The organism is Enterococcus sp. AZ009, from assembly GCF_050548785.1.
Taxonomy (GTDB): domain Bacteria; phylum Bacillota; class Bacilli; order Lactobacillales; family Enterococcaceae; genus Enterococcus_D; species Enterococcus_D entomosocium.
Window position 1 is genome coordinate 1,163,050 of sequence record NZ_CP172960.1, and the last position, 12,093, is coordinate 1,175,142.

10 protein-coding genes are annotated in these 12,093 nt (G+C 42.1%); 7 read left to right on the plus strand and 3 right to left on the minus strand.

Going from position 1 to position 12,093, the window contains the following annotated elements; translation table 11 throughout:
* Positions 1-33: 33 nt before the first annotated feature.
* The 4 genes from IGJ74_RS05420 (at position 34) to IGJ74_RS05435 (ending at position 3,799) form a co-directional block, all read left to right on the plus strand.
* The gene (locus tag IGJ74_RS05420; RefSeq protein WP_008377382.1) at positions 34-480 is read left to right on the plus strand and encodes a CopY/TcrY family copper transport repressor; all 447 of its coding nucleotides are present in this window, start codon (positions 34-36) and stop codon (positions 478-480) included.
* Between the two features lie 37 nt (positions 481-517).
* The gene (gene copZ / locus IGJ74_RS05425; protein ID WP_005237251.1) at positions 518-727 is read left to right on the plus strand and encodes a copper chaperone CopZ; all 210 of its coding nucleotides are present in this window, start codon (positions 518-520) and stop codon (positions 725-727) included.
* Between the two features lie 118 nt (positions 728-845).
* Entirely contained in the window at positions 846-3,170 is a 2,325-nt protein-coding gene (locus tag IGJ74_RS05430) for a copper-translocating P-type ATPase (RefSeq protein WP_218193179.1), read from the plus strand.
* Positions 3,171-3,271: 101 nt separating this feature from the next.
* Positions 3,272-3,799, plus strand: coding sequence for a type II toxin-antitoxin system Phd/YefM family antitoxin (locus IGJ74_RS05435; RefSeq protein ID WP_005237249.1), 528 nt, complete (start codon positions 3,272-3,274; stop codon positions 3,797-3,799).
* Positions 3,800-3,959: 160 nt separating this feature from the next.
* On the opposite strand, the gene IGJ74_RS05440 is transcribed toward IGJ74_RS05435, so the two are convergent.
* A complete protein-coding gene (locus tag IGJ74_RS05440) occupies positions 3,960-4,679 on the minus strand; it encodes a DUF2087 domain-containing protein (RefSeq protein WP_218193180.1) in 720 nt (239 codons plus the stop codon).
* 177 nt (positions 4,680-4,856) lie between these two features.
* On the opposite strand from IGJ74_RS05440, the gene IGJ74_RS05445 reads away from it, so the two are divergent.
* The 3 genes from IGJ74_RS05445 (at position 4,857) to IGJ74_RS05455 (ending at position 9,480) form a co-directional block, all read left to right on the plus strand.
* Positions 4,857-6,026: a pyridoxal phosphate-dependent aminotransferase gene (locus IGJ74_RS05445; protein ID WP_005237247.1), complete on the plus strand. Its 1,170-nt coding sequence runs from the start codon at positions 4,857-4,859 to the stop codon at positions 6,024-6,026.
* Between the two features lie 186 nt (positions 6,027-6,212).
* Entirely contained in the window at positions 6,213-7,121 is a 909-nt protein-coding gene (locus IGJ74_RS05450) for a phosphate ABC transporter substrate-binding protein PstS family protein (protein ID WP_194188541.1), read from the plus strand.
* A gap of 121 nt (positions 7,122-7,242) precedes the next feature.
* Positions 7,243-9,480 (plus strand): GH25 family lysozyme, encoded by a 2,238-nt coding sequence (locus IGJ74_RS05455; RefSeq protein WP_218193181.1) that lies wholly within the window; start codon positions 7,243-7,245, stop codon positions 9,478-9,480.
* Between the two features lie 71 nt (positions 9,481-9,551).
* Here the strand turns inward: IGJ74_RS05455 and pnpS are convergent, their stop codons facing one another.
* Both pnpS and IGJ74_RS05465 read right to left on the minus strand, forming a co-directional pair.
* Positions 9,552-11,273: a two-component system histidine kinase PnpS gene (gene pnpS, locus IGJ74_RS05460; RefSeq protein WP_086299210.1), complete on the minus strand. Its 1,722-nt coding sequence runs from the start codon at positions 11,271-11,273 to the stop codon at positions 9,552-9,554.
* Positions 11,273-11,977 (minus strand): response regulator transcription factor, encoded by a 705-nt coding sequence (locus IGJ74_RS05465; RefSeq protein ID WP_005237242.1) that lies wholly within the window; start codon positions 11,975-11,977, stop codon positions 11,273-11,275. The genes pnpS and IGJ74_RS05465 overlap by 1 nt, the downstream gene beginning before the upstream one ends.
* Between the last annotated feature and the right edge of the window lie 116 nt (positions 11,978-12,093).

Consider the following 12,093-nt stretch of genomic DNA (forward strand, 5'->3'; position numbering starts at 1 on the left):
AAATGTGAATCAGTTATGAAAGGAAGTGGACAAATGCAATCAGTGGTCGAACCAATCAAAATCAGCGATTCTGAATGGGAAGTCATGCGTGTGATTTGGACATTGGGACAATCCGATGCGAAAGAGATTACCGCTTTGTTAAGCGAAAATAAAAATTGGAAAGCAGCGACAGTCAAAACGCTTTTAGGACGACTTGTTAAAAAAGGCGTATTGAAAACAGAAAGCCAAGGGAAAAAGTTTGTTTACTCGCCACTTGTTTCAGAAGAAGCCACTGTTCGCAGTGCAGCTGAGAATCTTTTTTCTCATATTTGTGCCAAAAAAGTCGGACAAACATTAGCAGAAATGATCCAAGAAGCAGCATTGACGGCAGAAGATTTGGCGATGCTCCAAGCAGCAGTCGACCAAAAAGTGCCAGTAGCAGCGATTTCGTGTAATTGTATTCCTGGTCAGTGCCAATGCAAAACCCATGCAACAAAATAAGTAGCCAACAAACTGTTAAAAGAAATGAGGAATAGTAATGAAAAAAAATATGCAAATCAGCGGAATGAATTGCGCCCATTGTGCCGCAAAAGTTGAAAAAGCCTTAAATGAAGTACCGGGTGTGAAAAAAGCTAAAGTCGACTTGAAAAAAGCTCGTGGGACGGTCAAATTTGACGAGTCGCAAGTGACAGAAACAGCCTTAATCAGTGCAATAACTGAAGCTGGTTATCAAGGTGTTTTTGAATAAGCGATGCAAACGCTAAAGTGATAAGGAGAAAAATCTAGAAAGTCCAGCCGCTTGAAGCTTTTGTATGAAGGCGCAAGACTGTACGGATATTCAGTGAAATAGGAAGGGGAATACTAGGATGAATCAGAAAAAAACGTCACCTGCAGACAATCGTCAGACGTCAAGCCATCATAGGCATGAACCTAGGAATGAGCAGGATAATAAAGGGCAAGAAGGACTCACACACCCACAGGCGGAGGAAGTCCCTGAGCCCCGAAGCCATGAGATGAATGGGGTGGATCATCAAGGGGCGACATCAAAACTGCAGGAGCATGAAAGCGCCGATAGTAACCATGCTCACATGGATCATGAGGTTTCCAGTATGGACCATAGCCACATGGATCATGAGATGTCTGGCATGGATCATAGCCACATGGATCATGAGATGTCTGGCATGGATCACAGTCATATGGATCATGAGATGTCTGGTATGGATCATAGTATGCATATGGGAAATTTTAAGCAAAAGTTTTGGCTATCCTTGGTTTTGGCGATTCCAATCGTCATTTTATCACCAATGATGGGTATCGAATTGCCCTTTCAGTTCACGTTTCCCGGCTCAGATTGGGTTGTATTGATTTTAGGAACGATCCTGTTTTTCTATGGGGGGCAGCCGTTTTTAAGTGGTGCAAAAATGGAATTGAAACAAAAAAGCCCAGCCATGATGACTTTGATTGCTATGGGGATTACGGTTTCTTATTTTTATAGTCTTTACGCGTTTATCGCTAATCATTTTCTTGCTGTTCCTCATGTAATGGATTTCTTCTGGGAACTAGCGACTCTGATCGTGATCATGTTGTTGGGGCATTGGATCGAGATGAATGCCGTTTCTAATGCCGGCAATGCATTACAGAAATTAGCAGAACTGTTGCCAAAAGAAGTGATTCGGAAAAATGCAGATGGATCAGAAGAACAGATTCCATTAGAAGAAGTGACCAACAAAACACAGCTGATCGTTCGCTCAGGAGATAAGATTCCTACAGACGGAACGATTCTTGAAGGGGAAACAACGATCGATGAGTCGGCAGTTACCGGTGAATCCAGACGGGTACCTAAAACCATCGGCAGTACTGTCATTGGAGGATCTGTCAACGGCAATGGTACCATTACGATGGAAGTCACAGGGACTGGCGAAGACAGCTATTTGGCAAAAGTCATGGAAATGGTACGAAAAGCCCAAGCTGATAAATCCCGCTTAGAAGCACTTTCGGACAAAGTGGCGAAATGGTTGTTCTATATCGCCTTAGTTGCTGGTGTTTTGGCCTTTGCTGTATGGCTGTTTGTTGCTGACCTACCGACTGCTCTTGATCGAATGGTCACGGTATTCGTCATTGCCTGTCCCCATGCGTTAGGCCTAGCGATTCCCCTCGTTGTGGCTCGTTCAACATCGATCGCTGCCAAAAACGGCTTGCTCTTAAAAAATCGCAACGCATTGGAGAATGCGCATCATGTTGATTATCTGATCCTTGATAAGACCGGTACGTTAACAGAAGGAACGTTTACCGTAACTGGCATCGAGGCGACAGGCAGCCTTTCTGCATCAGAAGTACTAGCTTACCTAGCAGGTCTTGAGAAAACCGCCAATCATCCGATCGCAGAAGGTATTTTAGCCCAAGCAGAAAAGGAAAACATCATAGCCAAAAAGGCGAATGATGTTCAAACAAGGACGGGTATTGGTCTGGAAGGCGTAATCGATGGACAAAAGTGGTTGATCGTCAATCAAAAAGGATTGGAGCAATTAACCATCCAGTATCAAGGGAAATCCTTGAAAAATTATCAAGAGCAGGGCAATACCATTAGCTATTTGGTTCATGACGGCAAAGTGGAAGGAATCGTCGCATTAGGGGATAAGGTGAAACCAGAAGCGAGTCAATTTATTCAAAAAGTGAAAGACTTAGGCATCACGCCAGTTATGGCTACTGGGGACAACCAAGAAGCGGCGCAAGCCGTAGCCGATTACCTAGGAATCGAAGACTTCCATGCGGCAATGTTACCAGACGATAAAGAACGTCTAGTCAGTGACTATGTCAAAGAGGGCAAGCGCGTCGTAATGGTAGGCGATGGGATCAATGACGCCCCAAGTCTTGCAAGAGCGACGATCGGGATTGCGATCGGAGCTGGAACCGATGTAGCGATCGATTCAGCCGATGTCGTTTTGACGAATAGCGAACCTCAAGACATCTTGCACTTCTTGACTTTGGCGAAAAAAACAAGGCGCAAGATGATTCAAAATCTCTGGTGGGGCGCAGGATACAATATTTTTGCTATTCCTTTGGCAGCTGGCGTGCTCGCACCAATCGGGATCATTTTGAACCCAGCAGTCGGAGCTGTCTTGATGTCTATGAGTACGATCATCGTTGCCATCAATGCAATGACCTTATCAATCGAAAAAAGCGGCGATTAGCCGCTTTTTTGTTTCTTTTCCTAGGAGCAGTGAAATACCTCTATAATCTGCTTCTGGATTTATGCTATAATGTGTTCGTTGAGACAAGGAGGACGTTGATTATGGAACTGAAGAAGTTGGATGTTCCCACTACTTCAATTACTGAAGTAAAAAAATCTCCGATGGATGTATTTAATCAAGCGCGAGAAGCAGGAACAGCAGTATATGTATTCAATCGTGAAAAAGTGGCGGGGGTCATGTTGACACAAGAGCAGTACGAAACGTTATTGCAGGAATTAGATTATTTGCGTCAGCGACCGCTGATGGAAGAAGAGCCTGAACAGCCGCCAGTGGCAGGGCTAGAAGAATTCTTACAAATCATGCGGCAAGCACTGATCACCGGTGCCAGCATCTCGGCAAAAAATTTAGATGAGCGGATGGTGGCGTTAGGCTTCATCACTCGTAAAACAGGTTTTGGCGGTGTCGTCGACATGGTGAACGAATTGAAAGAAACAGGCAAGATTGTTTATCAGTTGCGCAAAAAACAAGACGGCAAATCAGTGACTGCTGAAGTCATTGGGGAACAAGACAATCAAACGCAATTATTTGATAAATTGATCATCAAAAAAATCTTTCTAAAAGAAAAATAAACGCTGGAACTTGTCCCAGCGTTTCAGACAGTAGACAAAGTACGGGTGTTTTCGTACTTTGTCTTTTTTTGTAAAAAACTGGAGCTTGTTAACTTTTCAAAACTGTGAAAGATAATGTCCATCCAACCAACAAAAATTCCATCCAACTACAGACTGGGTTTTAAGTCAGCCAGTAAGTTTTTCCGTCTTTCGTCCGTTGCATAAATCCATACTCGATCAAATATCGTCGGACAGTGACATAATCGGTGATCGCTTGTTTTAATACATCGTTTACGGCAGCTTCTGAATAATTTTTCTTCGGATCAAATTTTTGTGCCAGCACACTTAAGACAACGATCTTGCGCTTTTCTTTGCTCGGAAACTGTTTGATAAACCCCGCTTCATCAAAATAAGTAGCAATGATCTTTTCTCTTTCACTAGCCGTAATGGCATAGCGATCATCAAGCATCGTCGCCCCTTTGTGAGGCGGCAGCAACGGGGTTTCTTGCAACAAGGACATGATACTTAGAAAAACAGTCGCTTGTCGCTGCTTTTCTTTTAGCTTAAAGCGATGATTCCTGACAGTCGAAGAAGAGATACCTAAGCGCTGGGCAATCACAGTATCGCTAACATCTTGGGCAAACAGTTGTAAAATCTCCTGTTGGCTTTCTGATAAGCCTGTTTGTTCTTTGGGTAAAGCCAATAATGCGGATAAAACGGTTCCGTGATGCTCAGTGATATGCTGTATCATTCGTTTTTTTGCCGTAAAAAAGGCGCCATCAACGGGATAGATTTCTTCTTTGTCGAAGGTCTCCTGACAAAATACGCAACAATAATCCGTTGTTGTTTCGACATATCCTTGCTGATAATCAGAAATGGTAAACTCTTGATAAAGTTTCATTTTGGGTTCTCCTTTTTTGTTTGATTATATACTAACATAAAATGTTTTTGTTTGTAAATAAGCAAACGGAATTGTGGTTATTAGATTAATTTCATCCGTTGCTTAAAATTGTCGCCTTTTTGTGTTAGGATTAACAACAATAGCGAATGAATTTGCTTAATTCAAAGGAGTGATACTATGGCAGACGTAAGCCAACGCTTCAATCACGAAGTGTACAATATAGCTGTTTCATTGATTCGTAAATTTGATGAACGGGTTTCTTCAATTCCTGATATTTTAAAGTTAACGTTAGGCGAGCCGGATTTTAACACACCAGAGCACGTGAAAAAATCGGGTGTCCAAGCAATCGAACAAAATTTTAGCCACTATTCTGGAATGGCCGGCTTAGCAGATGTTCGGCAAGCAGCCAGCCTCTTTTTGAAAAATAAATATCAGCTTGATTACGACTTTCAATCAGAAGTATTAGTGACGATCGGTGCAACGGAAGCAATCTCAGCTTCTTTATTAGCCACGTTGGAACCTGGCGATAAAGTTCTTCTACCGGCACCAATTTATCCAGGCTATGAACCAGTCATCCATTTAGCCCATGCCCAACCGATCTATCTTGATACGACGGACAATGACTTTGTTTTAGCGCCAGAAGTTTTGGAAGCAGCCTTAAAAGAGCATGGGGAGCAAGTCAAGGCAGTCATTTTGAATTATCCTAGCAATCCAACAGGGGTCGTTTATACCCGAGAACAAGTCAAAGCATTGGCGGAGGTTTTAGAAAAATACCCCGTTTTTGTTATTAGCGATGAAATTTATAGTGAGTTGACTTATGATGAAACCCATGTGTCCATTGCCGAATACTTGCGTGACCAAACGATCGTGATCAATGGCTTGTCGAAATCTCACGCGATGACTGGGTGGCGCGTCGGCTTCATTTTTGCACCAGAAGCGTTGACTGCTCAGATCATTAAGGTCCACCAATACTTAGTGACTGCGGCATCAACGATTTCTCAAAAAGCAGCTGTGCGGGCATTGATCGAAGGCATCAATGATGCAGAAGTCATGAAAGCCGATTACCGTGAACGTCGAGATTACTTGTTTGAAAAGATGACTGCCCTTGGTTTTGACATGGCGAAGCCCTCTGGTGCATTCTACATTTTTGCCAAAATACCAGCAGGTTTCAACCAAGATTCAATGGCTTTTTGTGTCGACTTAGCGGAAAAGAATCAATTAGCAATCATCCCGGGTATCGCCTTTGGTCCCGAAGCAGAAGGCTATGTTCGTTTAAGCTATGCGGCAAGTATGGAAAACTTGGTGGAAGCGATGGATCGCTTGACACGCTATATGCAAAGCAATTGATTCTACAGACATTTCTTTCGTTTTTAGATAAAGCAAGCCCCCTCTGATGGATTCAGCGGGGGCTTTTTGGGCAATCGACAAACTTTACAAAAGATTTACATCGCTTTATCGATTCTTTACATGAAATCCATCAAGGGTTTACACCGCCTTGCTAAACTAAGCATATAACGAAAGGAGATTTACTAAATGAAAAAATTGGGACTTTTATTTTTTGCAACTGGATTATTATTAGCTGGCTGTGGGAGCGGTGGTACAAGCACTGATAGCAGTCAAGCATCAGGCGGATCTTCATCAGGTGCCGCATCAAATGAAAATGTAGAAATTTTAGCGGTAGGCTCAACTGCATTGCAACCCTTGGTTGAAGCAGCAGGTGAAAGCTTCTCAGCAGACAATCCCAATTATACAATTACTGTTCAAGGTGGCGGTAGCGGAACTGGCTTAAGTCAAGTAGAAGCAGGCGCTGTGACGATCGGTAATTCCGATGTTTTTGCGGATGAAAAAGATGGTGTGGATGCCAGCAAATTAGTTGACCATAAAGTAGCTGTAGTTGGTATGGCACCAGTAGTGAATAAAGACGCAGGCGTTACGGATCTTAGCCAACAAGATTTAATCGATATCTTTACAGGCAAAGTGAAGAATTGGTCTGAACTCGGTGGAGCAGATCAAGAAATCTCTGTAATCAACCGCGCATCAGGCAGCGGTACGAGAGCGACCTTTGAAAAATGGGGCTTAGATGGTGCAGAGACGATCCAAACACAAGAACAAGATTCTTCTGGAACAGTCCGTAAAATCGTTGCTGAAACACCAGGAGCAATCAGCTACCTTGCTTTATCTTATTTAGATGATTCAATCCAAGCGCTATCTCTTGATGGGGTAGAAGCGACCCCTGAAAATATTGCAGATAACAAATGGCCAATCTGGTCTTACGAGCATATGTACACGAATGGTGAACCAGATGCTAACGTCAAAGCCTTTCTTGATTACATCATGACAGACGATGTCCAACAAGGAATCGTTATCGAATTAGGATACTTGCCAATCACTGATATGAAAGTAGAACGCAGTGTAGACGGCGAAGTAACGAATGTTGAATAAACAGTTTTCATAAGGTACAAAAAAAGAAGGGAAGAACTCCTTCTTTTTTTGTACCTTTTTTTTATTTTTTATGTAAAATAGATAGTGAATATAGATGAATATTCAGTGAAAGGGGAAAAAAATGAAAAGATTTCCAAAAAAAATGTTAATAGCAGCATTGTATGCGGGAACGGCCTTTGTCATTTTTGGCATGCGTGTTGGTTTTGCAGACACGGAATCAACAAGTGAGTCAAAAGAGGCTGCTATTGTTTACTCTGAGACGAATGATGTGACAAGCAGTGACAGCCAAACAATTCGCTCGAATACAGGTGAAACCAGCGAAGACTCAATTGATTCAACGAGTGAGACAACATCATCAAGTAACCGCAGTGAAACGGGCAGTACGACTGTTGATAGCAGTACAGCCGAAAGTGAAGAAAAAAGCCCAGACAATGCTTCGGATTCTGTCTATGATATCAGCTTAGGATTAGACCCAACGTATCGAAGCCGTTCAGATTTGAAAGTCAGCTTAAGCCGTTCGGCACGGTCTGTTTCTAGTGTTCCTTATATTTCAGCAGGAGATCCCTCAACCCCAAAGCAAGACTTTATTGATATTTCCTCCCACAACGGAGAGATCACTGTGGAGCAGTTCAAGTTGATTAAAAGTTATGGCGTTTCTGCAGTGGTGGTGAAATTGACAGAGGCAACTTCTTATCGAAACCCACTAGCTGCAAGTCAAATTGCAAATGCTAAAGCCGCTGGGCTGATTGTACATGCTTATCACTACAGTTGGTTCACCACTGAGGCACAGGCAAAAGCTGAAGCAGATTATTTTGTAAGCTATGCGAGACAATTAAATTTACCGACTTCTGCTCTAATGGTCAATGACATTGAAGAGCCAAATATTAAGAAAAAAGCAGATCATACACAATTGTCAAAAGTTTTTGAAAATAGATTAAAAGAACTGGGGTATACGAATACGCATCATTATATAGGTGTGTCGTGGGTCACGGATAACGCGATCGACCCTGTTGCTTTAGGAAAAAACAAAGTTTGGATCGCACAATATCCATACGAACCGCAAAATCAGAAGTATACGGATTATAGTGCATGGCAGTGGACATATAACGTTACATTCCCAGGGATCAATGGCACCTTTGATATGAATTCAGATTATAACAAGTATTTTATCAGTCAAGGACAAGGCGGTGCGATCAATGATGGCCGTTATGCCACCGTTGTAAAAGACAATTATACGATTTGGCAAAATTTCTCTTGGACCAAAAAAGCAGACTCTAAAGCTTATCTGGGTCAGACCCTGCAAATAAAAGTGCGTTATGAGCATATTAACGGTAGCACCTATTATTCATTATACGACAACCAAGGGAATTGGGTTGGGTACATTAACTCTGGTGGCGTCAAAGTTGCTGATGGTCCTCAAGGGAATTGGCAATCAAAGCAAACCTATGTCAAATTCAAAGAGCCAGGAACGATATATCGAGATTTTACATTTACTAAGACTGCACCGGTAACTTCAGATATGGTGAAAAATACCTATAAAGTAACCGGTACTTACCATCACTTTGATGGCACGTATTATGATTCAGTTTATGATTTTTCTGGAAAATGGATTGGGTACATCGCTTCAACGAAATTAGCAGTTCAAACGAATCAAGGCCCCGCATTGGCCGATGGACGCTATGTAACGATCACCAGTGGAAATTACTCGATATGGCAAAATTTTTCATGGAAAGTAAAGGCATCCAGCAAGGATTACTTGAATAAAACAGTTTTAGCGAAATATCGCTATGAACACTTAAATGGCAGTATTTATTATTCACTATATGATCAATCTGGTACATGGTTAGGCTATATGAACGCTAATGGTACCAAAACAGCGAATAATGCAGGTGGAACAGCTATTTCAAGTGGTAAATATGTCACTGTTACAAGTAAAAATTATTCGATGTGGCAAAACTTTTCTTGGAAAGAAAAAAATAAAAGCAGTAATTTTTATGGTCAAACACTTCAAGTAAAAGTTTACTACAACCATTTCAATGGTAGCACCTATTCGTCACTATATGATAATAAAGGAACTTGGCTTGGCTATATCAATGCCAATGGAACAAAGGAAGCAAGTAATGCTGCCGGAATAAACCAAAGTTACCATAAAAAAATAACGTTTACTCAGAATTTCCCACTATGGCAAAATTTCTCTTGGAAACAAAAAAGTACTGTGACTAACGCCATGAAAGGACAGACGTTCGAAGCGCGTTACGTGTATCGCCACTTTAATGGAAGTAATTACCTGTCAATTTATGATAATAAAGGAACTTGGCTAGGTTACGTCAATGAATCAGCAACAAAAGTTGTTAAGTAAGTATGGTTCCAAAAAACTAGCCGAGAAAATGCCATTAGACGTTTTCTCGGCTAGTTTTCTTTCTAATGTTCTCAATGAAGCGGCAAAGTCACCGTAAAGGTAGAACCAATTTTAGGGAAACTGTCAACCTTGATGCTGCCGCCTAATAATTTGGTATAGTCTTTGACGATAGCCAGCCCAAGTCCAGTGCCGCCAGAATTGCGAGCACGGGCTTTGTCCACCCGATAAAACCGCTCAAAAATCCGTTCTTGATCTTCTTCATCGATGCCGATGCCTTGATCCTGCACTTGAAAAAGCAGCTGGTCATCTTGCTCGGAATAGGATAATGTGATGACACCACCAGGTTTTGAATAGGTGACCGCATTTTCAACTAGATTTTTTACGATGGGCTGCAGCAGCTCTTTTTTGGTAGATAAAATGAATTGTTCGGGTCCTTCAAATTGAAAGGTCAATTGCTTCTTAACAGCTGCGGGACCATAGGTTTGAACGACTTGTTGCAGCAGCTCAGAAAAGTTGATCGGTTGGTCGACATACTGGAAAGAATCACTGTCTTGAGACAATTGGATGATATCTTGTATTAGATTTTTCAAGCGATAAGCATCTTTTTGAATGATTTCTAAGAAGGTCTGCAACGTTTCAGGGTCTTCTTTGGCGCCATCCAGCAGTGTTTCAGTAAACCCAATCAAGGAAGTTACCGGCGTTTTTAATTCATGGGAAACATTGCCGACAAAATCTTTTTGCATCTTTTCTAATTGTCGGATGCGTGTCAAGTCATAAGAAATACCAATCAACTGGTTTTCTTGGAAGCTTCGCAAGGTAACATCTAAGACTTTTGAACGTTCCCCGCTAAGGGTGGTTTCCGCATGGAAAATAGGGGTCTCGTCATTAAATTGATAGATCAACTGGATCAATTGTGTGTCATGGATCACTTCAGTAAAAGGTTGCGGTAAGATCGGTGCGGTTTCCATCCCTAGCTGTTCTTGCATCGTCGGATTCAACAGCAGCAGTTGATTTTCTTCATTGATGATAAAGACACCGATCATCAGTTCACTGAGCAAGCCGTACAGTTGCTGTTCAGAAGCCGCATAGGCACGATAGGTCTGGCTCATTTGCTCGCTCAGCTGATTGATCAGTTGATACAACTCATCATGTTCAGGGGTTTCTTGCATAATGATTGCTTGTTGATCGGGCGAGGTGATCATTTTTTTTACGACGGGCAGAATCGTTTGGATCGGCCGATTTCGCTGGCGCAAGGTATGGAAAATCAATAGGCTGATCAAAAAGCAAAAAACAAGATAGACAATCAAGATCGACTGCTTGATTCCTTCATTTTTTGCAAAAAAAGCCGCGGTCGGTTCGGCGATTCGCAAGATTTGAGTCAAGTTTCCATCCTCTTTGACAGGAATCGCCACGTAAAGCAATTCTTCATGCAAGGTGTCGCTTTCCCGCAGCGATTGACCGACGGAGCTTCCGCGCAAAACGGCTTGGACTTCTGGACGATTGGAGCGGTTTTCATGCAGTGTATGATCATAGGTATCGAAAATGATCTGACCTTGGTCATCTAACAAAGTGATGCGACTATTGCTATCTTCAACATAGGTATCCGCAAACTGTTCTAAGGCCGCGGTTTGATTATCTGATAGATTCAAAAATACGGTGGCTTTCTCTTGGAGAAAAGCCACTTGCTGGGCAATGACTTGCTGACGGTAAAAACTGCTTAGAACTTGCCAGCACAGGAAAAAAATCAGCAATAGACCGATCGACCATAAACCATAGCCATAGCGTTTTTTCATTAGACTGGCTCCTGAAATTTATACCCGAAACCCCGAACCGTTACTAAGTATTCCGGCCGTTTTGGATCAGCTTCCAATTTTTCTCTTAAATGACTGATGTGAACATCCACGATTCGACTTTGTCCATCAAAGTCGAAGTTCCAAATGCGATTGAGCAAGGTATCGCGATCGATTACGCGGCCTTTTCGTTTCATAAAGTAAACTAGCAGCTCGAATTCTTTTGGCGTTAGGAAGATTTTCTCACCATCCACACTGACTTGGAAATTCGTCAGGTCTGCTTGGATCCCACCGACTTGCAGAATCTCTGCAGGTTGATCTTCTTCTCGTGTTTGTTGACGGGGTTCTAAACGACGGAAGATGGCTTTCATTCTAGCTAATACCTCTCTAGGACTGAAAGGCTTCGTCAAATAGTCATCGGCGCCGATCTCTAAGCCTAAGATCCGATCGATTGGATCATCTTTTGCGGTCAAGACGAGGATCGGGGTCTCGATTTTTTCTTGACGCAATTTCTTCGTGATCTCGATGCCGTCCATATTCGGCAGCATGACATCTAAGATGATAAAGTCAAAAGGCTTAGACAAGGCTAATTCGTAGGCTTTTTGACCATCTGAGGCGGAAACGACTTGATAGCCCTCTTTTTCTAGATTAAAGGTTAAAAGTGTGACGATGGAAGGTTCATCATCGACAACGAGTATTTTTTTCATGGCAAACTCCTTTAGCTTCTTTTTTTCAAGAAACGATTAAATTTCAACGAACAAGTCCTATTTTAGCATGAATAGACAATTGGTACTATTGCAACCACTAAATAAATGCTATAATA

What these genes read in the sequence shown, in the direction of transcription:
- copZ (WP_005237251.1), top strand. Translation starts at nt 518, where the DNA reads ATGAAAAAAAATATGCAAATCAGCGGAATGAATTGCGCCCATTGTGCC.
- IGJ74_RS05450 (WP_194188541.1), top strand. Translation starts at nt 6,213, where the DNA reads ATGAAAAAATTGGGACTTTTATTTTTTGCAACTGGATTATTATTAGCT.
- IGJ74_RS05420 (WP_008377382.1), top strand. Translation starts at nt 34, where the DNA reads ATGCAATCAGTGGTCGAACCAATCAAAATCAGCGATTCTGAATGGGAA.
- pnpS (WP_086299210.1), bottom strand. Translation starts at nt 11,273, where the DNA reads ATGAAAAAACGCTATGGCTATGGTTTATGGTCGATCGGTCTATTGCTG.
- IGJ74_RS05445 (WP_005237247.1), top strand. Translation starts at nt 4,857, where the DNA reads ATGGCAGACGTAAGCCAACGCTTCAATCACGAAGTGTACAATATAGCT.
- IGJ74_RS05455 (WP_218193181.1), top strand. Translation starts at nt 7,243, where the DNA reads ATGAAAAGATTTCCAAAAAAAATGTTAATAGCAGCATTGTATGCGGGA.
- IGJ74_RS05430 (WP_218193179.1), top strand. Translation starts at nt 846, where the DNA reads ATGAATCAGAAAAAAACGTCACCTGCAGACAATCGTCAGACGTCAAGC.
- IGJ74_RS05435 (WP_005237249.1), top strand. Translation starts at nt 3,272, where the DNA reads ATGGAACTGAAGAAGTTGGATGTTCCCACTACTTCAATTACTGAAGTA.
- IGJ74_RS05465 (WP_005237242.1), bottom strand. Translation starts at nt 11,977, where the DNA reads ATGAAAAAAATACTCGTTGTCGATGATGAACCTTCCATCGTCACACTT.
- IGJ74_RS05440 (WP_218193180.1), bottom strand. Translation starts at nt 4,679, where the DNA reads ATGAAACTTTATCAAGAGTTTACCATTTCTGATTATCAGCAAGGATAT.